This window comes from Paenibacillus sp. FW101-FHT12H11 (genome assembly GCF_058790355.1).
Window position 1 is genome coordinate 391,858 of the sequence record NZ_JBYTCO010000002.1, and the last position, 20,377, is coordinate 412,234.

The 20,377-nt window shown below is 48.0% G+C and carries 24 protein-coding genes; 4 read left to right on the forward strand and 20 right to left on the reverse strand.

Translation table 11 applies throughout. From position 1 onward, the window contains the following. Positions 1–36: 36 nt before the first annotated feature. The 9 genes from AC3WTJ_RS07440 to AC3WTJ_RS07480 form a co-directional block, all read right to left on the reverse strand. Positions 37–993, reverse strand: a complete 957-nt coding sequence (locus AC3WTJ_RS07440; RefSeq protein ID WP_492521294.1) for an alpha/beta hydrolase — start codon at positions 991–993, stop codon at positions 37–39. Between the two features lie 119 nt (positions 994–1,112). Continuing rightward, on the reverse strand, positions 1,113–1,322 hold the full coding sequence (locus tag AC3WTJ_RS07445; protein ID WP_315949633.1) for a YezD family protein: 210 nt from the start codon (positions 1,320–1,322) through the stop codon (positions 1,113–1,115). Between the two features lie 23 nt (positions 1,323–1,345). Further along, positions 1,346–2,176 carry an alpha/beta hydrolase family protein gene (locus tag AC3WTJ_RS07450; protein WP_492521295.1) on the reverse strand — a complete coding sequence of 277 codons (831 nt, stop codon included), beginning with the start codon at positions 2,174–2,176 and terminating at the stop codon, positions 1,346–1,348. Positions 2,177–2,361: 185 nt separating this feature from the next. Further along, the gene (locus AC3WTJ_RS07455; protein WP_492521296.1) at positions 2,362–2,781 is read right to left on the reverse strand and encodes a DUF4395 domain-containing protein; all 420 of its coding nucleotides are present in this window, start codon (positions 2,779–2,781) and stop codon (positions 2,362–2,364) included. A gap of 11 nt (positions 2,782–2,792) precedes the next feature. Beyond that, positions 2,793–3,812: an ABC transporter substrate-binding protein gene (locus AC3WTJ_RS07460; protein WP_492521297.1), complete on the reverse strand. Its 1,020-nt coding sequence runs from the start codon at positions 3,810–3,812 to the stop codon at positions 2,793–2,795. A gap of 46 nt (positions 3,813–3,858) precedes the next feature. Beyond that, entirely contained in the window at positions 3,859–4,197 is a 339-nt protein-coding gene (locus AC3WTJ_RS07465) for a 4Fe-4S binding protein (RefSeq protein WP_492521298.1), read from the reverse strand. Next, positions 4,197–5,807: an FAD-dependent oxidoreductase gene (locus tag AC3WTJ_RS07470; RefSeq protein ID WP_492521299.1), complete on the reverse strand. Its 1,611-nt coding sequence runs from the start codon at positions 5,805–5,807 to the stop codon at positions 4,197–4,199. Before AC3WTJ_RS07470 ends, AC3WTJ_RS07465 begins: the two co-directional genes overlap by 1 nt. A 37-nt stretch (positions 5,808–5,844) precedes the next feature. After that, positions 5,845–6,612: an ATP-binding cassette domain-containing protein gene (locus AC3WTJ_RS07475; protein ID WP_492521300.1), complete on the reverse strand. Its 768-nt coding sequence runs from the start codon at positions 6,610–6,612 to the stop codon at positions 5,845–5,847. A gap of 15 nt (positions 6,613–6,627) precedes the next feature. Then, positions 6,628–7,419 carry an ABC transporter permease subunit gene (locus AC3WTJ_RS07480; RefSeq protein ID WP_407872331.1) on the reverse strand — a complete coding sequence of 264 codons (792 nt, stop codon included), beginning with the start codon at positions 7,417–7,419 and terminating at the stop codon, positions 6,628–6,630. A 416-nt stretch (positions 7,420–7,835) separates the two neighbouring features. Here AC3WTJ_RS07480 and cysT point away from each other — a divergent pair, with 416 nt between their 5' ends. Genes cysT through AC3WTJ_RS07500 form a run of 4 tightly spaced genes read left to right on the forward strand, consistent with a single transcriptional unit; the run spans position 7,836 to position 11,690 of the window. Continuing rightward, positions 7,836–8,642 carry a sulfate ABC transporter permease subunit CysT gene (cysT, locus tag AC3WTJ_RS07485; RefSeq protein ID WP_246069225.1) on the forward strand — a complete coding sequence of 269 codons (807 nt, stop codon included), beginning with the start codon at positions 7,836–7,838 and terminating at the stop codon, positions 8,640–8,642. After that, on the forward strand, positions 8,639–9,445 hold the full coding sequence (locus tag AC3WTJ_RS07490) for a sulfate ABC transporter permease subunit (protein WP_492521301.1): 807 nt from the start codon (positions 8,639–8,641) through the stop codon (positions 9,443–9,445). The genes cysT and AC3WTJ_RS07490 overlap by 4 nt, the downstream gene beginning before the upstream one ends. 13 nt (positions 9,446–9,458) lie before the next feature. Continuing rightward, complete coding sequence (locus tag AC3WTJ_RS07495; protein ID WP_492521302.1) at positions 9,459–10,544, forward strand: ABC transporter ATP-binding protein; 1,086 nt, start codon at positions 9,459–9,461, stop codon at positions 10,542–10,544. A 36-nt stretch (positions 10,545–10,580) separates the two neighbouring features. After that, positions 10,581–11,690 (forward strand): sulfate ABC transporter substrate-binding protein, encoded by a 1,110-nt coding sequence (locus AC3WTJ_RS07500; RefSeq protein ID WP_492521303.1) that lies wholly within the window; start codon positions 10,581–10,583, stop codon positions 11,688–11,690. Between the two features lie 70 nt (positions 11,691–11,760). Here the strand turns inward: AC3WTJ_RS07500 and AC3WTJ_RS07505 are convergent, their stop codons facing one another. From AC3WTJ_RS07505 to AC3WTJ_RS07555, 11 genes are all read right to left on the reverse strand, one after another. Then, positions 11,761–12,555: a TIGR00266 family protein gene (locus AC3WTJ_RS07505; RefSeq protein WP_127456533.1), complete on the reverse strand. Its 795-nt coding sequence runs from the start codon at positions 12,553–12,555 to the stop codon at positions 11,761–11,763. Positions 12,556–12,632: 77 nt separating this feature from the next. Beyond that, complete coding sequence (locus tag AC3WTJ_RS07510) at positions 12,633–12,911, reverse strand: hypothetical protein (RefSeq protein ID WP_492521304.1); 279 nt, start codon at positions 12,909–12,911, stop codon at positions 12,633–12,635. Between the two features lie 172 nt (positions 12,912–13,083). Continuing rightward, positions 13,084–13,566 (reverse strand): acyl-CoA thioesterase, encoded by a 483-nt coding sequence (locus AC3WTJ_RS07515; protein WP_157324791.1) that lies wholly within the window; start codon positions 13,564–13,566, stop codon positions 13,084–13,086. Positions 13,567–13,602: 36 nt separating this feature from the next. Then, positions 13,603–14,781 carry a formate-dependent phosphoribosylglycinamide formyltransferase gene (purT, locus tag AC3WTJ_RS07520; protein WP_492521305.1) on the reverse strand — a complete coding sequence of 393 codons (1,179 nt, stop codon included), beginning with the start codon at positions 14,779–14,781 and terminating at the stop codon, positions 13,603–13,605. Positions 14,782–14,935: 154 nt separating this feature from the next. After that, positions 14,936–16,831, reverse strand: a complete 1,896-nt coding sequence (locus tag AC3WTJ_RS07525) for a nitric oxide reductase activation protein NorD (protein WP_492521306.1) — start codon at positions 16,829–16,831, stop codon at positions 14,936–14,938. A 24-nt stretch (positions 16,832–16,855) separates the two neighbouring features. Next, a complete protein-coding gene (locus AC3WTJ_RS07530) occupies positions 16,856–17,737 on the reverse strand; it encodes an ATP-binding protein (protein WP_492521307.1) in 882 nt (293 codons plus the stop codon). Positions 17,738–17,810: 73 nt separating this feature from the next. Continuing rightward, positions 17,811–18,053 (reverse strand): hypothetical protein, encoded by a 243-nt coding sequence (locus AC3WTJ_RS07535; protein WP_492521308.1) that lies wholly within the window; start codon positions 18,051–18,053, stop codon positions 17,811–17,813. 127 nt (positions 18,054–18,180) lie between these two features. After that, positions 18,181–18,888 carry a hypothetical protein gene (locus tag AC3WTJ_RS07540; protein ID WP_492521309.1) on the reverse strand — a complete coding sequence of 236 codons (708 nt, stop codon included), beginning with the start codon at positions 18,886–18,888 and terminating at the stop codon, positions 18,181–18,183. Between the two features lie 24 nt (positions 18,889–18,912). Next, complete coding sequence (locus tag AC3WTJ_RS07545; RefSeq protein WP_407872324.1) at positions 18,913–19,071, reverse strand: hypothetical protein; 159 nt, start codon at positions 19,069–19,071, stop codon at positions 18,913–18,915. Between the two features lie 121 nt (positions 19,072–19,192). After that, positions 19,193–19,678 (reverse strand): hypothetical protein, encoded by a 486-nt coding sequence (locus AC3WTJ_RS07550; RefSeq protein WP_492521310.1) that lies wholly within the window; start codon positions 19,676–19,678, stop codon positions 19,193–19,195. A 61-nt stretch (positions 19,679–19,739) separates the two neighbouring features. Continuing rightward, entirely contained in the window at positions 19,740–20,375 is a 636-nt protein-coding gene (locus AC3WTJ_RS07555) for a trimeric intracellular cation channel family protein (protein WP_181646366.1), read from the reverse strand. Between the last annotated feature and the right edge of the window lie 2 nt (positions 20,376–20,377).

A 20,377-nucleotide genomic window follows, 5' to 3' on the forward strand; every position in this document is an offset into this window, starting at 1 on the left:
TTGAAAGAGGGACATAGCTCCCTATTTGATCCAATATCACCCACGACCTCTATCAACCTGCTCATCCAGCCACGCTGCCAAATCCGCCATCACTTCCTCACGGTTCACTTCATTCAACATCTCATGCCGCCCTCCTGGATAAAGCTTGCTGCTGACGTTCTGGAGTCCGTAATTCTCATACATCCGTATGAGCTTTCGTACCCCTTTCCCATGTCCACCAACAGGATCTTCTTCACCGGAAAAAATATAGAGCGGTATCTCCTTCGGTATCCGCTGCACATGTGCCGGACGATGAATCTCCTTCAGTCCCCGGAAGAAATCTCTAAAAAATCCTGAACTAAACACGACGCCACAGTAAGGATCAGTCACGTATTTATCCACTTCTTCCGGATCTGTGCTTAACCAGTCGAAAGACGTACGATTAGGAGTGAATTTTTTATTATACGCACCAAAAGACACCCCCGTCAGCAGCGAACTCCGGTGATGATCTCCTCGAATGGCTGCTTCGCAAGCCGCTAGCGCAATTCCGGCGTTAAGAGCAGCGCCCTCACTACCATTAGAGCCAGATAATATGATTCCTTGTACTTGGTTGGGATGTTGCACGAGGTAAGTACCCATGTAATATTGTGTCAAAAAGGAGCCCATGCTGTGCCCCATCACGAATAAAGGGAGTTTCTCCTGATGCCGTTTCCGAATTTGCCCTGTCAGTTGGCCCATATTTCCCGCCATCCGCCGAAAGCTGTCTTTCCCAAACTTGCCAACGGCATCCGGCGATCCGGCAGTTCGACCGTGTCCCAAATGATCGTTCGCATACACGGCATACCCCCTTTTCGTCAACCTCTCGGCCAGTCTCTCGTATCTTTTAGCCGTTTCGGCCATTCCGTGTGCAATCTGCACAATCCCTTTCATTGTAACCGCTTCCCCAGGGAGCCACTCATAAACATAATGATTCACATTTTGATCATCCCGCCAAACAAAGTGCTGTTTGCGCATATCACCTGCATCCCCCTTACCCTGCAATTGCTTATGTTCTCTTCAGTATACTGCTCTTTGCATATGAAAACAGCCCCCTTCCGAAGAAAGCGGGCTGTTCGATAAAATACATATAATAGCTAAACTTTACTCGTTTGTTTGACTGATTTCACTGCTTGCAGCTGCGATTGCGCTTGCGAAGGTGTGTCAAATCGTTTTCTCTCTGTTTTATCGATTTGCGCAATTTTACCGTCATGTACCACAATTTGTACCGATCCGTATTCTAACCCATTCAACATTTGCTTAATTCTGTCCACCCAAATGTCATCTAACTCTAGTGGCTTCGCCATCTCATTTTCCTCCGCTTCTTAAATCAGATCGTCCAATCATTCCAATCGTTTTTCTGTTTCTGAATGAAGGATAGCCAATTGCTTGTTTTCTCCAATAGTTCCTTGGTCGCTCCGGAAGTCGAATACGTGTGATCGGCCTGATAGACCAAATCCAGATCGCACTGCCCTTCATTGCGCAGCCAGAACATCTTTTGATATAAAGGGGCATAATCAACTGGGATAACTTCGTCCGCCGTTCCGTGTATGACGAGTACATCGCCATTGAATTTGCGCAGTTGTTCAAACGGCTGATGCTGCGCAAGCGTATCAAAGAATCGGCTGGTAAGCGAATATCCATGATGATCGATGGCGCCGCCAAGCGGTAATTTCTCATATTCATTTCTGCCAACAATTCGAACGATATCATTATGCGGATGGGCTACTGCCGACCATAGTACGAGAGTTTTAACACGGGAATCTTTCGCCGCTGTCAGAACCGCTGTGGCTCCGCCCAAGCTATGTCCAACCAATATCACGCGGCTCAAATCCACGCAATCAATTGTTAATGCATAATCAATCACTCTGCGTGTTTGATCAATGAGAGCGTCCAGTCCGCCTGCACCATAATCCCCTGTGCTGTCACCGCAGCCGCCATAATCAAACCGCAAGACCAAATAGCCTTTCGAGCTAAACTCACGTGCTGCCTTCACAAATAACCGATCCACCCCGATCCGGCTGCCGATGAATCCATGACAGATGATAATCAACGGCCAGCGCTGACAATCAGCTTTCGCAGCTCCTGTTTGATTCGTTGGGTAATGCAGTGTAGCCGACAATTCAATGTCGTCGCTTTGTATAGTGATGGCATGCTCCATGATGTTTACTCCCTTTCGTATAATTCCGATAAGATTAGTATGAATTAGTTATATACCAATATTAGCATCCGCGTACGAGGGTGTCAATCCTGTTTTTAACAAAATTTCGGTAAAACATAGGTTGATTTGAAAAGACCCTCACTAAAGTTATCTCCAAGTGAGAGTCTTTCCATATTAGGCACGCATTAACCACGTTTAATTCGTTGTCTGCTCACAAATTGCTTATACTGAAAGTAAATCGTGCAGCCTACACAATAACCGAACAATGCTGCACCAGCTGCCAAAAGCAAACCCACCGCAAAGAGATAACCTACCAAAGACCAACCCACTGCGAAGGCCAAGGAGGATATGGAAAGAAATAGAACAGCCAATGTATTATTAAACCTGGTCAACTCAAGCGCTTGCGTTACTGTTTGATTTCCCTGAAAAAACCTCTTAAAGGCTGTTACGAACAGGTTCCACTTCGCCCCTCCGGCTAATCCAAGAACCTGTATAACCCAAAGAATAGCAATTAACCACGGCCATTGAAGCGCTATCGCTAGTAGAACAAAGACAACAATCCCTGTTTGATTCGCCTTCACAAGCGATATCGGGACTTCTCTCATCTGCATCACTCCTAATTCGCCAACCAATCCTTAATCGCATAATCTTTTTTTGCTAAGCCTTGATCGACCAAAAATTTCTTCGTTTCTTCAATCAGTTTCAGTCCGTCAGGTTGCGCTGCCTCTACTGGCCACTGCTCAATTTTGAAAGATGCTTTCACAACATCCAGCGGATAACCCGATGCTTCCGCATAAAATTTGAAATATTCTTCGTTGTTCTCACGAATTTCTTTGACCGCTCTGGTGCGCAGATCATTCCACAGCTTAGGGAATTGCGGGTTTTTGGCCAGATAATCCTCCGTCACCACGGTCAAGCTGGAGCCTTGCAGAAGCGGATGACTCGCAGCTTCGTCAATCGCCACATACCCTTTCTTCAGCAGTAAGGGTCCGAAACCAGTCGGGTACGCATAAGCGGCAATATCCCCACGAGATAAGGCAGCTTCTGCATCAGCAGGCAATAAGTGCAGGATCTTCACTTCCTTATCAAGCCCCTTCTCTTTCAAAAGGCTGGTTAAATAACGACTCATATAAGAACCTTGTGAAGTAGCCACTTTTTTACCTTTGAGATCATCCAACGACTTGGAACCGTCCGCTTTCGCAACCAGCCAGGCATTCATATTTACTTGCGTGACGTTGATTAACCGTGTCTTCAAACCTGCCGCTTTCCCATTGATGGCTGGCGTGTCGCCATAGATGCCAACGTCAAGCGTCCCTGCCGAGATCGCCTCGTTTAAGTTGGGCCCGTTAGGAAATGTGAAGTATTTGAACTCTTTAACCCCATATTTCTTTAACTCACTTTCTAAGTATCCTTTGGATTGCGCCCAACCTTCAGGTCCGGTAATCGTCTTGTTATTGTTTGCTGAAATAAATCCGATTCGCAGTGTTTCTGGAAGCGAAATTTTTGCGTCTGATGCCGCATTGGAGGCTGCCGGAGCCGCGGTTTTCTCTGTTTTAGCCCCGCAAGCCGCTAATAAAAAGGTAAATAAAGTTAAGATAAGCGCAAGGTTGATTACCTTCACAGTACTTTGTTTCATATGTCTTGACCCCCTGATTGGTAAATGAAATGAATGATAAATTCAATTAATGCGATGCATGCATACGTTGGAAAATGATATACGAACCGTCGGAAGAGGCCGTAGAAGCTCTGCCTTTGCCCCAGCCCACGTTCTGTTTGTAGCTGCCCATTAAGCCATCTTGAACTAATTCGCTCTCGTCCACCTTTGTCTTCTCTTCTGCCACCGGAGATACATATAAGGCATCAGTCGGGCAATACAATTCGCACATAAAGCAGCTTTGGCAATCCGACTGTCTGGCAATAACAGGAATCTCTCCCTGGACCGCCTCAAACACATTCGTTGGGCATACGGAGACGCACTGGTTGCAACTTATGCAGCGATCTTTACTTAATAGTTCTATCATTAGACAACAGCCTCCTTAATCACCCTTGGCTGGGAACCATCTACCAATGGCTTCGCCCATGTTTTATCCAAACCGCCGCTCTTAATGCGGTATTTTTGATTTTCGTCGATACGCGGGAAATCTTCCCGGCGATGCATGCCTCGGGTTTCTTTGCGTTCCAGTCCGCTGGTATACATCCATCTTGCCGTAACCGTCATGGCTGCTGCTTCGCGAACCCGAACAATATTGCCATCACTTGCTTGAATTCCTTGTTTCAATTCATTCCACAGGTTATCCAAGCGCCCTAAAGAGCTCTGCAAACCTTCCCCTGTGCGGAACCAGTTCCGGTCATATGGGAATACCTCATCTTGAACCGCTTTGATAATTTCTTGCGTGTCAATTGCCCCGGCTCTCGTCGTTGCGACTTTAGGAACACCGCTTGCTTCCGACAAACCTTTGGCCTTGCGATCCGCAGCACCTAAACCTAATTTAAGCGCATATTTCGCTGCAGCTTCCCCCGAGAAATAGCCCGATGACATCGCCCATGCCGCATTGTGACTGCCACCGCCGGTAAATCCGCCGCAAATCAGCTCTCTCGTCGCGGCATCTCCCGCCGCATAAAGGCCCGGCACTTCCGTCGCGCACGTTTCATCGACAATATGAATGCCGCCGGTTCCGCGCACAGTCCCTTCAAATCTCAGCGTCACGGGAAACTTCTGTGTGAACGGGTCGATGCCCAAGCGATCGAAGGACAAAAAGAAATTGGGCTGAGCTTGACGCATCGCCTTCTTGACAATGTCATCCGCTTTATCGATGCGGGCGAATACAGGTTGTGTCAACAGCGTTTTGGCAATGACCGAACGCCCTCTCTGCGAACCGGCCCCTTCAATTACGGTGCCATCTTCATAGTAAAACGTTGCCCAAGTATAGAAGGCTGATTTGGTTACCGGAGAAAATGCCGGGGCTAACGAGTACGCCGTGGAGAACTCCATGCCGGAAAGGCTGGCTCCTGCTTCTGCGGCAAGCAAGTACCCGTCGCCGGTTAATACATTCGTGCCCAGCGCTTTACTCAGGAACGCGCAGCCTCCGGTTGCAATAACGACCGATGCAGCATCAACGCGCCATGTGTCTTTGGTTTGATTGTTCACTCCAGTCGCTCCAGCCACACCATGCTCATCTGCGAGCAGCTCCAGCGCGGGACTATGGTCGAGAATGCGGACACCCGCTTTCTGCACCTGTCTGCGCATTAAACGCATATACTCTGGTCCTTGCAGGCTTTTTCGATGTGAAGTACCTGCTTCATCCAGCGGGAATGGGTATCCCCAAGCTGCAATTTGATTCGTATTGCTATAGGTTTGGTCTAATACCCTCTTCATCCAGCCGCGATCCGCAAGATAGCCGCCCAGCGCCTCTCTGCTCTTCATCGCAGCTTCCCGTTCTTCGGCTGTTGGATTGACATACCACAACCCTGTTCCCGACGGAGCTGTTGCACCGCTCGTTCCGCAATATCCTTTATCGACAAGGATGACCTTTGCTCCTTCTTTGGCAGCTGTAATCGCCGCCCATGCTCCGGAAGGCCCGCCACCGATAATGAGTACATCCGCCTGTAATTGCAAATCATATTGAGCCATCTTATATGCCCTCCCTATTTCCTCATTCTCAAATTCCCTATATGGAAAAAGCTTCTGCAGCTGTTTTCGCTGTCTCATACGGTTGTTTCACAAGCAATCGATCCAAAATAACCTTCTCAAAATAAGCAAAACCGCTATCATGCTCTCTAGGTCTGGCAAGCGATATTTTCAAATCCAGCCCAATCTTCCCGTCTTCAATCACAATGACTCTATCCGCCAACGCTACGGCTTCACTTACATCATGTGTGACAAGCAAGACAGTAAATTGCTTCTCCAGCCATAGCTGCTCAATGAGCTGCTGCATCTCGATGCGGGTTAACGCATCCAATGCGCCTAGCGGCTCATCTAAAAGAAGCAGCCTAGGATTACCGGCCAGCGCCCTCGCAAGCGCCACTCTCTGCCGTTGACCCCCAGACAGCACAGCCGGCCAGTCATCCTTCTTATGTTCAAGGCCAACTTGCTGCAGCGCTTTAAAAGCAATTTCCTTGTCACCGGATTTAATGCCAATCCGAACATTATCGATATTCTTTTTCCAAGGAAGAAGCCGATGTTCTTGAAAAAGTACACGCGTATCTTGGTGCACGCCTCGAATACCTTGAGCATCCAGCATAATCGCTCCGCTCGTCGCTTCATCCAAGCCTGCAATAAGGCGAAGCAGCGTGCTTTTTCCGCATCCGCTACGGCCCACAATCGCAACAAACTCTCCTTGTTTAATGTTTAAATCGATACCTGAGAGCACTCGTGTTGCGCCAAAAGATTTGTTCACGTTACGAATATGAAGCTGAGTACCGCCGACCTTACTCATAAGAATCCCCTCCTTCTAAGCTTTGTGAATATAATTGTGATGCCATTTCAACCAACGATTTTCGAAAAACTTGGCAATCAAATCCGAAAGCTTTCCTAATACGGCGTATAAAATCACACATAACACCACGACATCCATCTGCATAAATTCCCTGGCGTGTGTTGCCATATAACCGATACCGGAATCGGCCGCTATTGTTTCAGCAACGATCAAACTCAACCACATGATCCCTAAGGAGAAGCGGATACCGAGGAGGATGTTCGCCAGCGCTCCGGGTAAAATGACTTTGGTAAATAGCGAGAATCCCCGGAGGCCATACACTTTCCCCATTTCGATTAAACCCGGATCAACGGAACGGATGCCATGGAAGGTATTCAAGTAGATAGGGAACGCAACACCGAGAGAAACCAGAAATAATTTGGAAGTCTCGCCAATGCCAAACCACATAATGACTAGCGGGATCATCGCAAGATGCGGGATCGTTCGAACCATTTGTACCGAAGAATCAATATATCTTTCCGCGATAGGAAATATCCCGTTAAGCAATCCAATGACAAAAGCAATGCTGCCACCAATTAGAAAGCCCAGAAACGCCCGCTTCGTGCTGACCGCTACATACTCAAAAATAGTGCCGTCCTTAATGACACCGTACAAGGCTTTCACGACTTCCCAAGGTGTCGGTAGAATACGTTCCGATAACCAACCCGTTAAGCCGAGCACCTGCCACAGCAGCAAGATGAGTATCGGTATGACCCAGGGCTGCCAAACCTTGGATTGGGCAAGTGGTGCTGTTCGATTCGCTAGCATGTGAATCCCTCTTTCTTTTCATAAAGTGAAAAGGCGTTTGAAAACAAAAAGACTCCCTGTTCCTGCTTGTAAAATACGAAGCAAGGACGGGAGTCTCCAGTCATCTGGTCGACTTTTTCCAATAACTAATAATTCATATTGTTTTACTCGGATATTGATTGATGCCTATGTTACCATCGCCTATTTGCTTCGTCAATGCTTTTTTCAGAGGCTAGTCCACCTGATGAACCCCTTTTCGTATCCTTTCATCTAATGTCAAACATAGATCTTTGTACCTTTGTGTCATTTATAATTTTTTTTGAATAAATCCATAAATATCGAAAATAGGTATATTGACAAATTCGACCACACGCTGTTATAGTCAATTTAAATATTCCGAGTAAAGCACTATGATTAATATTAATGGGTGGTGTAATGTGATTAACAAGGTGTTTAAAGCTACGGTTCGATCTGTGCTTATTGGCTATTTGATTGTGCTACTGCTCATCCCAATTGGCTCCATCTATTTCAAAGGTTTTTCCTTAGGTTGGGAGCCCTTTTGGCAAGAAGTAACAGGACCACTAGCCTGGAAGTCCATTCTACTAACAGTCAAACTCAGTATTGTATCAACAGTTATTCAAGCCATAGTAGGCACCATTATTGCTTATGTTCTTGTAAGATATACATTCCGAGGCAAGAGCATTCTGAACAGTATGGTCGACCTTCCCTTCTCATTGCCAACTTCAGTCGCTGGCCTCATGTTCCTAACCTTGCTTGGACCCTCTAGTCCGCTAGGCGTCTGGCTTGATCACGCCGGCATTAAGCTGCTCTACAATCAGACAGCCATTGTGATCGGCTTGGTCTTCGTTACATTCCCATTCGTCATTCGAACCGTCCAGCCTTTGCTAGAGCAAATTGATCCCGCTGAAGAACAAGCCAGCTTCACACTCGGCGCCAGCAGGTTCTATACCTTCTGCCGAATTGTTTTTCCAGCTATTGTACCGGGCATTCTTGCCGGCAGCATGCTTGCCTTTTCTCGATCACTAGCCGAGTTTGGCGCCATTTCACTGATCTCCGGAAATTTACCGGGGAAAACGATGGTGGCTTCGGTCTATATATACGGTGAGACGCAGAACTATAATCCCGAAGGCGCAGCCGCTATTTCTCTTGTGCTCCTTACATTGTCGCTCCTCATTCTATGGATCATCAATGTATTGACACGCGGAAAGGGGCGCCTGGCATGAGAAAAATTTTAATCAGCATTTCGTTTCTTGTCATTTTTTTATTAATTATGCTGCCGTTCCTGGGCATTACCTTTGGCGCTTTTGAAGAAGGCCCGCAAGCCTTTATCCATGCACTTGTAAGACCTGAAGCGCTGCACGCCTTGAAAATCTCTTTTATCATCGTCCTTATCGTTACTCTTCTTAATACAATTGTCGGTGTTTACGTTTCGCTAGAAATCGTTAGAGGTTCCTGGATCTCTCGCTGGTTGAAGCCAGTTATCAATGCTCTGATTGATTTACCTTTTGCCGTATCGCCGGTTATCGTCGGTTTAATGGTCATCTTAATTTTCGGGCCAAATACGGCGCTCGGCGCATTCTTGGAAGATCATAACATGAAAATTGTGTACGCGATTCCCGGTATGATTCTTGCTACGATGTTCATTACATTTCCTCTAATGGTTCGTGAAGTCGTTCCATTGCTTGAAGAAATCGGAACCCAATCCGAAGAAGCCTCAGCTACACTTGGCGCTGGTCCATGGCGGACATTCTTTCAAATCACATGGCCAGGTATTCGGTGGGGCGTCGTTTACGGTCTCATTTTAACCATTGCAAGATCGCTTGGAGAATTCGGCTCTATCTTAGTTGTCTCAGGCAATATCATCAACCAAACGCAGACAGCTACCACACTCGTGTATCAGGATGCCGAGCAGTTCCAGCTTGTTGCAGCGAACAGTGTCGCATTTGTGCTAGGACTCATCTCGATTACTATTTTGTTAACACTTGAATGGTTAAAAAGAAGAAGCGAAAAAGTAAGCAGTCATTAAGGAGGAACCCTGTATGCATATCGAAGTTAAAAATTTAAATAAAAATTTCGGCTCCTTTCATGCCATTAAAGATGTTAATTTCAGCATCACGAAAGGGCATCTCGTCGGTTTGATCGGCCCCAGCGGCGGCGGTAAAACGTCCATTCTGCGCATGTTGTCCGGACTCGAGAGCCCGACGACAGGCGACATTTATTTCGACGGGAAGCTTGCTACCCACCTCCCTGTTCAAGAAAGAGGAATCGGCTTCGTTTTTCAAAGCTATGCCCTTTTTAAACATATGACCGTTTTTGACAATGTCGCTTACGGCCTCAAAGTTCTCAAAAAGCCGAAAGAATTCATCCATGACCGGGTCACCTATTTACTAAATTTAATGGGGCTTGCCGGCAATGAGCGCAAGTATCCATACCAGCTTTCCGGTGGACAGCGCCAACGGGTTGCCTTCGCTAGAGCATTGGCCCCAGAACCTCAGCTGCTGCTGCTGGATGAACCTTTTGCCGCCATCGACGCCAAAATTCGTAAAGAACTGCGCCTCTGGCTGCGCAACCTGATTGATGAATTTAAAGTAACGACCCTCTTCGTCACGCATGACCAAGATGAAGCCATTGAAGTTGCTGATGAAATCATTCTCGTCCAAGGCGGGAAAATCGAACAGCAAGGCAGCCCTTGGGAAATTTATACGAAACCGGCATCCTCATTCGTGGCGTCTTTCATCGGTGAATCTAATGTGATTTCGCAATATACTCCTCTAGTCGGGTTCCCATATTTAGATGAGATCCAACAGGATTGCAAATGGCTGCCCAATGTTAACGTGTTGATTCGACCGGAAGCAATTGAGGTTCGACCGCATGACGTAAGTCATCTGGCGACAGCCGGAGAGAAAGGGAAAGTGACGCATGTCCACTTCCGCGGGGACTCCTGGTACCTGGAAATCGATACAGGCGCAATAAAGCTATTCGCTTATCAATCCGTAAAAGAAAAGATTTATCAACCTGGCGATGACGTGAATATTTTGATCCATCAAATTTCCGTTTTTACCAAAACCGAGAATATCGTCATTGAGAATCAGGCTAAACAAGATCCGCTGCCTGTTTTTATATAAAAAAATAAGCTTACACATGAAGGGGAGTTGTAAACCATGAAAAAATTCAAATCACTAGGTCTTGTCACAGCTGCGTTATTCACTGCAAGTATCGCGCTTACGGCATGCGGTACAGGTAGTACAAAATCGGCAAACACACCCGCTCCATCGGCCGCGGCAACAGCTGCAGCTACAACAGCGGCAAGCTCTGCACCTAAAGCTGAAAAAGTAACGATCACGATTGGCGCTTATTCCATTCTTAAAGATTCTTTTGACGTCATTTTGCCGAAATTTAAAGAAGAGTGGAAAAAGAAAACCGGCCAAACCGTAGAATTCCAAGAATCCTATGTAGCATCCGGTTCGCAAGCTACCGCGATTATCCAAGGTTTTGAAGCGGATATCGCCCCACTTTCCCTTGAAGGAGATATCCAAAAAATCGTAGAAAAAGGCTTGATCACGCATGACTGGAAAAACAACCCTTATAAAGGCAACATTACGGCTTCTATTGCGGCAATCGGAGTTCGTGAAGGCAATCCCAAAGGCATCAAAGACTGGACTGATTTAACAAAACCAGGCGTGGAAGTGTTGATCCCGAATCCAAGTACATCCGGCGGTGCCAAGTGGGACATTAACGCCATTTATGGGGCTGGACTAAAAACTTCCGAGGCTGCCGGTAAAAAAGATCCTGCGTTCGCCAAGGATTATTTGGCCAAAGTCTACAAAAACATCAAAGTGCTTGATAAAAGCGGCGCCGATTCCCTTGCGACCTTTGACAAAGGCGTTGGCGATGCCATCGTCACTTATGAAAATGAGCTCATCTCCCGGATTCAATCCGGCAAAAAATATGTAGAAGTAATCCCGCAATACACAACGACGATTGAAAACCCGGTTGCACTCATTGATAAAAACGTAGATAAACACGGAAATCGTGAAGCGGTTCAGGCATTCCTGGAATACTTATGGAGCCCTGATGCTCAAAAAGTATTTGCAGATAAAGGCTTCCGCTCCGTACTTCCTGAAGTTGCTAAACAGTATGAGAAAAACTACACAACACCTGCCGGCGTATTCAACATTGAATATCTTGGCGGTTGGGATAAAGTCAATAAAGAATTGTATGGTAAAGGCGCAATCTGGGAAACAATCCTCGCAGAAGGCGGAGCCAAGTAAGACAGTCACAAAAAAGCCCGGAGCGAATGTCAAATTCGCTACCGGGCTTTCTTCGTGAGGACGAATGAACTTATCTGCCGTCCCCATCCAATAAATTACCTAAACCGCCTAAAATACTTCCCTCTTCTTTCCTGCCGCCTGGTCTTGATGCCGCTGCCATCCGATCTGCCAGCCTGCTGAATGGCAAGGATTGAATCCATACACGCCCAGGACCGCGAAGCGTTGCGAAGAATAAACCTTCACCGCCAAATAGCGCTGTTTTCACACCTTTCACCATCTCGATGTCATAATCCACATCTTGCGTCATGGCAACCAAGCAGCCCGTATCTACGCGAATGACTTCACCTGGACGAAGCACACGCTCGCAAATCGAACCGCCGGCATGTACGAAGGCCAAGCCATCGCCCTCAATTTTCTGCATAATAAAGCCTTCACCGCCGAAGAAGCCAGCCCCTAGCTTACGCTGAAATGCAATGCCAACAGAAACGCCTTTCGCTGCGCAAAGGAAAGAATCTTTTTGGCAGATGAGTCGTCCCCCCAGCATCGACAAGTCCATCGGAATAATTTTACCGGGATATGGCGCTGCAAAACTAACTTGCTCTTTTCCGCCACGGCTTTGGTTCGTGAACACGGTCATAAATAAGCTTTCGCCGGTTAATAACCGTTTGCCCGCTCCCAGAAGCTTGCCCATGAACCCTTTATTATCGCTGCTGCCATCCCCAAAAATCGTCTCCATCTGGATGTTCTGATCCATCATCATCATGCTGCCAGCTTCCGCCACAACGCTTTCACCCGGGTCGAGCTCAATTTCTACGTACTGCATTTCATTGCCTAAAATACGATAATCAATTTCATGTGCATTCATTGTGGGATTACCTCCGAATAGTATAAGTTGAAAATATAACCGATTTATTTCTAATACGCTTTTGGAGATGGCAGGTTTCAATGGTTTCTTATTTTCTTCGTTACATAGCTTCCCGAGAAATAGGTAACGACACCAATCACCATGATGATGATAATTTCAGCCACCGTTTCAACAGGTGCAGCTTTAACCCCAAAAGCAACTTGATTACTTCCGAAGGTATCAATCGCAGAATACGAATCAAGAATGTCCGGCACGTATTTCCAAGTGAGATAGACGCCCATCAGCACTTGAAAAGCATAGTATACAATAACTAAAATAATGGCGAAGATCAAAGATCGTAATATCTTTCTTTTCATGAAGAGCTCCTTTCTCATCTAGAATTGCTTATATTTTCCATAATAATCCTTTTTGCGTGAATTCACCACTTTAGCAGAAGAAGCTGAATGTTGAACGGAACTATAGTCCGTTATTTACAATAAAAAAAGCAGACCCCACAAGGGATCTGCTCGATGTCGATGTCTATGTCGACTACAGTTGTAAATTTCGCTCCTCTTTCCGCAGCTTGCGTGCGGCATACCGCATCTCAGCCGTCTCGAAAAGCCGTTTCTCCTCTTCCGTCTCGGGGATAATGCCCGGAACCGCAACAGGCTGGCCATACTCATCTAAGGCGACGAAAGTTAAATAAGAATTGGCTGTGCGTTTTTTCTCGCCGGTCAACAGGTTTTCCGATTCGATTTTCACGAATACTTCCATGGAGCTTCGGTGCGTCCAGGTAACGAATGCCTCTAGTTGTATAGCCTCACCAAGTTTAACAGGCGCATAAAAGTCCAAGCTGTCGCTTGAAGCGGTGACAACCCCCCTGCGTGAATGACGCATAGAGGCGATTGTTGCAACTTTGTCGATGTATTGCATCACACGTCCGCCAAACACGGTATTGTGATAATTGGTGTCAGCAGGCAAAATAATTTCGGTCAACACGGTTCGGGAGAGTCTTGCTGGTTTAGCTTCCATGTCGTTTCCTCCTGATGGCTGATCATGTATGATTTCTTATTCGTAGTTTAGTTTAAGCTTGCCTGCGGCTTGCTTGGCCAAACTGCGCGCTTCCTCTACGGATTCTCCGCTGCTGAGCGCAACCGCCATGCGGCGGCCCACTTTCGTCTCCGGCTTGCCAAAGACGCGAACTTGCGTATTCGGAACGGACAACGCTTCTTCTAGCCCGCTGATTGTATATTCTACTTGCTCGCGATCCGCTTTGAGCGTGTAGCTTGCCCCTGGCGTTAATAGGTGAATGCCTGTAATCGGCAATCCAAGAATCGCTCTAGCATGCAGAGCAAATTCGCTCAAATCCTGTGTCGCCATGGTAACCATTCCCGTGTCGTGCGGACGAGGCGATACCTCACTGAAGTACACGCCATCTTTGGTCAAAAATAGCTCAACGCCATAGAGGCCGTAACCGCCAAGTGCGTCTGTAATCGTTTTGGCCATATGCTGCGCATCAAGTATTTGCTGCTCCGTCATGGCGTGCGGCTGCCAGGATTCGATGTAGTCCCCGTCTTTTTGGATGTGGCCGATTGGCTCACAATAAGTCGTTCCGGAAACAGAGCGAACAGTTAGCAGCGTGATTTCAGACTCGAAATGAATGAATTCTTCCACAATGACGCGAGCGTTCTTAGCACGTCCGCCTTCCATGGCAATGTTCCACGATTGTTCCACATTTTCAGGGGTCCGGCACACACTTTGACCTTTGCCCGAGGAACTCATGATCGGCTTAATGACGCAAGGCGTACCGATTTCCGCAACGGCAGCGTGCAGCTCTTCAAGACTGTTGGCAAAAGCATACTTGGCAGTTCTCAGTTCTAACGTTTCGGAAGCAAGACGGCGAATGCCCTCCCGGTCCATCGTTAATCGAGAGGCTGTTGCTGTTGGGATTACACGATAACCTTCTTTCTCAAGTTCTACAAGCTCAGGTGTAGCAATGGCTTCAATTTCAGGTACGATCAGATCCGGCCGTTCTTGCTCGATCAACGCTCTAAGCTGTTCCCCATCTAACATATTGATCACATGGCTGCGATGCGCTACTTGCATAGCTGGAGCATGCGCATAACGATCCACGGCAATGGTTTCAATCCCAAGGCGCTGTGCTTCGATGACAACTTCCTTCCCGAGCTCTCCTGATCCCAGCAGCATGATTTTCTTTGCTTTGTTTGATAATGGTGCACCGTACATGAAATGATTTCCCCCTTAATGTTTTCCAAACGGAAGTAAACTTATAACAGCAAATGGATATGTATGTAAATAAACATAACAAGAATGGCATAAACAGGGTAATTAGCCAGTTATCCTGAGCAAATACCCTGATCTATTGTAAAGGATTTCGACATTAAAAGATAGATTTCAGCAAAAGTTTGCGTAAAATCGGTACGAGCTGCCCGGTTAACTCCTCCACCTGGGGCACAACAATGCTGCTCCGCCCATACATGTTGCGCATGGCGGCGCGTTCGGTTTCATGAACGGTTCCGCCGCTCGCTAAGTAGATGGAAATGACCTCGATTCCCAATCTGCGTGCTCTCATTACAGCTTCATACGTATCCAGAATGCCTACGTCGTTATAATTCGCTGCGGACGGCTCCCCATCCGAGAATACCAAGAGGATGCGCTGCCGCTCTGCACGCCGCAGCAAGCGCTCTGTCATGCAGCGGATCGCAAAGCCGTCGCGATTGTCCTGCTGCGGCTCGAGCTGCATGAGAGCCGCGCCGCTTCCAGGAACGAGCGAGGAGCCGAAGTCCACAGCAACCTGGAACAGGTTGGGTGCTTCATGCTCCGTTACGCGGTCCGCGTCCTCCCAGAATCCCACGATTTCGTGGGGGATTCGCAAGGACTGGAGGGTCTCGTGAAATAACACGAGTCCCAGTTTGGTTTCGTCCATTTTGTCATACATGGACGCGGAGCAGTCGACAAGCAGCGCGAATGCGGCGTCGAGCTGCGGGACCGGCGCGCGCTTCTTATAGAAGAGGCGCGGCATCTCTTGTGTGAAGGCTCGCGTCAGCCGCTTATCGAGCCGCCCGAACAGCCGATCGCCGCGCGGGGCGATCCGCTTCTGCTCCAGCGTGCGCCGAATCGCACGCTGCAAGGGCTTCGCGAGCGGCGCTGCGCGCTCGCTCAGGCGCCTGAAGGCGGCCTCCTGCGCAGCAGTTGGCCGCTCAGGCGCCAGCCAAGTCGCCGTCGCGAACGCGGCAACTTCGCCCTCGCCGTGCCCCGCGGCAGCGGGCACGGCAGCTTGCCCGCGCCGCTCGCCGGAGGCGGCGCCGGTGCGCTTGGCGCGCAGCGAGCGCCCCTGGGCGATGGCGAGCGCCTGATCAGCCGCGTCGCCCTCGCGGGGCGCAGAACCGAGCGCGGCCGTGCGTGAGCCGCGCTCCAGCTCGAACCGCAGCAGCCCCGGGCTGCGGTCGCTGCTTTCGCGGTGCCAGGTCGGCAGGCGCTCCTGGCCCGGCAATTGACGCTCCCCGTCCTGCTCGGGGAGCACATCATCGTTGGCGAGCCGCTTAGCGCGCTTCAGCTCGCCTTGATACCCCGCGGGCAGCGGCTCCGCCACGCCGCCCCCCGGCTGCATCCAGAAATATGCGGAACTCGCATCTCTATCCAGCCAATAAGATAGCGCGACCATCATTTCCTCACAGCCCGCAGCTACTTGGTCCGTATGTTCAGCTTCCTCGATGCCTTCCAGAATCGGATATAACGGTGTGAGCCGCGCCTTCAATCCCACGCTTTCCGCAGCGCTCCACTCCGCTCCGGTAAACCAGCCGTAAATTAATAAAAGGACGGCATCGGCCAGTTCACCTTTACTCAAATGCGCATTCAATTTATGGCCGAAATAAGCTCCATAGATACGATGCCGTGCAGCGAATATTCGCGTCGTCCCCGGTCTGCGCGCACGGCAAATACGCTCCAAACGCATATCCTCACACAAGGCAAAAAGCGAGTTTGCCAGCTTGGGGAGGGATGCTTTCTGACTACCCTTAAGGTAGGACTTTACAGCCTCTGCGCTGGTAAACCATGCTGTTCCAATGCCTCGGAGATACACATCGCTTTTCATCCCCGCTGCTTTATCCAATGGCGGATAATCCCACCAGAACTGGCTAACGGTCATACGGGCCGAGCTTTCTTCATAATCAGCGTGAAAGGCGGCTTCCACCTCAAGCTCCTTGCGCTTTGTGAACATGCGGGCTAAATCGACCAACTGCATTTGCAGCATAGCGTCGATTTTATCCTCAAGCATACTTATTTTTCCTACAAACATGGCTTAAAATAACGTTTCAGCCGCATTGATCACAGCCGCACGTTCCCTTTCATCCTCCAATTTATCAGCAATCGCTCTCGCCACTGCACGCATCGGAGGAATATAAGCCGTAAGATCACAAGCATCAAGCAATGCTCGGATCGACCCTGCTTCATCAGGCAGCTGTCCCATTTCGATTAAGGTTAACAAATCAGCCGACAACTGCACATAAGTTCTCAATTGCTTGTCGTCATGCAAAACAGACTTGCTTTTCAAAAGTTTGTACAACGCTTCCCCTTGCAAATAGGGAATATCCACGGTCACAAACCTGTTTTTCAATGCTTCGTTCAATGGCACGGTTCCCATATAGCCTTCATTAATCGCGGCAACCACTCTGAAATCAGGGTGAGCGGTGATAACTTCCCCGGTAAATGGATTCGTAATCGATCGCCGATAGTCCAGAACACCGTTGATGAGTGACAAGGTCTCCGGTTTCGCCATATTAATTTCGTCTATGTATAGGAAATGTCCCTTCGTCATCGCTTTCATGATCGGTCCAGGAATGAAAACAATCTGTGAACGGCCTTGTTCGTCATGGAACAACGTTTTGAACCCGAGTAAAGCTTCGGCATCCAAATCCGTTGAACAATTCACGGCGTGCATCGGTTGATTAAAAATCGCCGAAACATGCTCGGCAAGCTTCGTTTTCCCCGAACCCGTCGGGCCTTTGAGCAGGACATTTTTACCCAAAAAAAGCGCAATAACACTATCGATCAAAATGTCTTCCCTAGGCGCCTCAAAGGCAGCTGCCCCGATTAATTTCGCCTCCTCTGCTGTCGCGTTCGTCTGTGCTCTCTTTTGTTCCAACTGCTCACGGATTTCTTGGGGTATAGCTTCTGTTAACATATTCTCTAATGTTCCTCTCCTGATTCCTTTGTTCTTTTACTATTTATCAGGAAAGCTAACGTTGTCAAGCCTTTCAAGGCAGCCACGGTTGTTCGATAACCGAATATGAGTAGAATGCCATCGCTTCTCCACATTTGGGACAGTCTGGCTTGGATGGCAACTCGTTATACAGCTGAGCCAATGCATAAGAGGTTTCCCCATTAATGGCTTGGACGACATCATCGGGATGTACATAGTCACATTGGCGTGAGCTGCAGTAAGCTCGAACTTTAAATTTATTGCTCATTTTTAAAATTTGACGTGTCATGCCGATCAATCACAGTCTTCTGTCCAATCATCGTCATACTCCTTTTTTTCTAATTGGTGGACCATCCGGAAACTATGACAAAACCCTCAGCAGGAAGCTGAGGGAGATGAGTGAAACTTTCGCGCATGGTCTTATTTTAAGGCAGCGTGTTTCTTTGGCCCGTGGAATAGCTTGGGAAAGCATATTGGATCATGGTGTTAAATTCGTTGAGATACGTATCCATATGTTTGTTGTTTTGCTGCTGAGCATCATAATACATCATGCGGTTCACGAAATGCGGGTTCGTAGAAATGAAGATATTCGCTTCCGGATAAATCCGTGTGAGCAAACTCTTAATGGCGCTGGCGCTTTCTGCCGGCAAAGGCTTGGCCGAGAGCCAATCCATCTGAGCTCCGGCTCCTGAACCGAACAACCCAGCCCCGGTTTCCGGGTCGTTTGTTTTACTAAGCATTTTCATGCCGTCATTATCGGCACCCATGGCTTGCATCCCGCCCATATCTACCGCAATATAAATGTTGTTATCCGTAAATGCAACAGCTGTGTTCCCCAGGTGAGCCGCTTGAATAATGCTATCTGCCAAATCACGGTTCATCGTCAAATGTGTATTCGTGTGCGCTTTAATGTTGTCAATCGTAGACGGTCGCATTGATGGCAGCGGGGATTGATTGACACTTTTAGCGCCTAGTGAAGAATTCTCATTGTTCCTGAGACTCGTATCCCATGAGCCAGCATTCGGATTTGAGGAACTTGCTCCTGCATGATTGTTCGGACTTGCGGCGGTGCAGCCAGCGGCGGTGCTTACTAACACGATCGAAAGTGTAAGTTGGATCAACGTTTTTTTCATCTAAAAGCTCCCCCCTTCTTTCTTTTATTTCTTGCTGATGTCCTTCGTTTCCGGTGTGTAAGCAATTAAGGAGATTTCATATCCCAATTGTTCCCTCATCCTGGATTCAAGCCTGCGAAGATCTTCCAACAGATCCTCATGTGCCCCCAGATTAGCGAACTGGTAAGCCTCTATACTCATCATTTCATCCTCCTTCCTGAAAAATAACGATTAGCTTTAATATGGTCATTTATCTCCATTTTTACTAAATAATAAAAAAAGCCCGCCGCCAATTGATTCATTGGCAAGCAGGCTTTACAACGTGCTAGTCTTCTTTTTTACGAGTTTCATCCAATTCTTCGAGCAATTTTCGAACCGCATCCGGATCGGCCGAACCGTTTTCTTTAAAAGCTCTCAGCTTGTTTAGCAAATCCGCAGCTATAGCTTCATCCTCTGACTGCTCCGCTTCATGCGCGGGGTCGAACCAGATGTAGAAACCTTCCGGGCCGTTGCGCAGAAAAGCTTTCCGCCAAAACTCCGGATACGCATAACCCTGCTCCCCAAAAATCATTCCGAGCACATCATCGCTGTCAATCGGCAGCAAATAATGAAACGACTCCGGCTCTCCGGTATTCGTGAAATCGCGGTGCATGTAAGCATAATGAAGATAATGCTCACCCGTTTCTGAATCTTTGGATACTTCGTACAGATCCAATTCCGTTTGAAGCAATTCTTTTACAGGAACAATGCGTGCTGTCATCGTTTCAGCGGAAATCTTTTGATGGTGAAGGAATGATGCTTCCTGTTCCATTGTAAATCACCTCTTTCCTCATCTCGATTTTCAAAAAATCATCCAGCTCTTTAGCGGTAGGCTATGAGTCTGATCTACGCGTTGATGCCGCGATTGCATTGCGCAAAGAACGTTTTGGCAGCTTCCATTTATAAAATACGGATAACATTCTCAAAATGACGATAAGTGCAAAAAGCACGGATATCTGCCAAGCACCTTGCGACCAGCCCAAACCAACCAACGCACCGGCCAGCATGCCCCATACGGCATAGATTTCGTCCTTCAGTACAAGCGGCTTTCGGCCAGCCAGTACGTCTCGAACCATTCCGCCGCCAATCCCCGTTAATACGGCTGCTACGATGACAGCACTTAAAGGATGCCCCATATTGGTTGCATAGAACGCACCTTGAATAGAGAAGGCTGCCAATCCGATAGCGTCAAAGAAAGCTTCCCAGGTCTTCCACACCCGGATGTATTTGACAGGCATCAAGAAAACTAAAGTCATAGCAAATAAGGCGATTTGAAAATATAACCCTTGCTCCCACAACAAAACGACGGGTTTGCCAATTAGCAAATTTCGAATGACACCGCCGCCGAATGCCGTTACGAGCCCAAGAACATAGACCCCTAGAATATCATATTCCTCTTCCATCGCAACAATCGCTCCACTGACTGCGAAAGCGATTGTCCCGATGATGCTAAATAACTCCCAATTCACTT

Bases quoted from the DNA above. Each gene is read 5' to 3' on its own strand.
- AC3WTJ_RS07510 (WP_492521304.1), bottom strand. From the start codon at position 12,911: ATGAAAAGAAAGATATTACGATCTTTGATCTTCGCCATTATTTTAGTT.
- AC3WTJ_RS07470 (WP_492521299.1), bottom strand. From the start codon at position 5,807: ATGGCTCAATATGATTTGCAATTACAGGCGGATGTACTCATTATCGGT.
- AC3WTJ_RS07540 (WP_492521309.1), bottom strand. From the start codon at position 18,888: ATGAAAAAAACGTTGATCCAACTTACACTTTCGATCGTGTTAGTAAGC.
- AC3WTJ_RS07505 (WP_127456533.1), bottom strand. From the start codon at position 12,555: ATGAATGCACATGAAATTGATTATCGTATTTTAGGCAATGAAATGCAG.
- purT (WP_492521305.1), bottom strand. From the start codon at position 14,781: ATGTACGGTGCACCATTATCAAACAAAGCAAAGAAAATCATGCTGCTG.
- AC3WTJ_RS07500 (WP_492521303.1), top strand. From the start codon at position 10,581: ATGAAAAAATTCAAATCACTAGGTCTTGTCACAGCTGCGTTATTCACT.
- AC3WTJ_RS07475 (WP_492521300.1), bottom strand. From the start codon at position 6,612: ATGAGTAAGGTCGGCGGTACTCAGCTTCATATTCGTAACGTGAACAAA.
- AC3WTJ_RS07450 (WP_492521295.1), bottom strand. From the start codon at position 2,176: ATGGAGCATGCCATCACTATACAAAGCGACGACATTGAATTGTCGGCT.
- AC3WTJ_RS07525 (WP_492521306.1), bottom strand. From the start codon at position 16,831: ATGCTTGAGGATAAAATCGACGCTATGCTGCAAATGCAGTTGGTCGAT.
- AC3WTJ_RS07545 (WP_407872324.1), bottom strand. From the start codon at position 19,071: ATGATGAGTATAGAGGCTTACCAGTTCGCTAATCTGGGGGCACATGAG.
- AC3WTJ_RS07490 (WP_492521301.1), top strand. From the start codon at position 8,639: ATGAGAAAAATTTTAATCAGCATTTCGTTTCTTGTCATTTTTTTATTA.
- AC3WTJ_RS07480 (WP_407872331.1), bottom strand. From the start codon at position 7,419: ATGCTAGCGAATCGAACAGCACCACTTGCCCAATCCAAGGTTTGGCAG.
- AC3WTJ_RS07550 (WP_492521310.1), bottom strand. From the start codon at position 19,678: ATGGAACAGGAAGCATCATTCCTTCACCATCAAAAGATTTCCGCTGAA.
- AC3WTJ_RS07445 (WP_315949633.1), bottom strand. From the start codon at position 1,322: ATGGCGAAGCCACTAGAGTTAGATGACATTTGGGTGGACAGAATTAAG.
- AC3WTJ_RS07465 (WP_492521298.1), bottom strand. From the start codon at position 4,197: ATGATAGAACTATTAAGTAAAGATCGCTGCATAAGTTGCAACCAGTGC.
- AC3WTJ_RS07530 (WP_492521307.1), bottom strand. From the start codon at position 17,737: ATGTTAACAGAAGCTATACCCCAAGAAATCCGTGAGCAGTTGGAACAA.
- AC3WTJ_RS07440 (WP_492521294.1), bottom strand. From the start codon at position 993: ATGCGCAAACAGCACTTTGTTTGGCGGGATGATCAAAATGTGAATCAT.
- AC3WTJ_RS07455 (WP_492521296.1), bottom strand. From the start codon at position 2,781: ATGAGAGAAGTCCCGATATCGCTTGTGAAGGCGAATCAAACAGGGATT.
- AC3WTJ_RS07460 (WP_492521297.1), bottom strand. From the start codon at position 3,812: ATGAAACAAAGTACTGTGAAGGTAATCAACCTTGCGCTTATCTTAACT.
- AC3WTJ_RS07495 (WP_492521302.1), top strand. From the start codon at position 9,459: ATGCATATCGAAGTTAAAAATTTAAATAAAAATTTCGGCTCCTTTCAT.
- AC3WTJ_RS07515 (WP_157324791.1), bottom strand. From the start codon at position 13,566: ATGGAAGCTAAACCAGCAAGACTCTCCCGAACCGTGTTGACCGAAATT.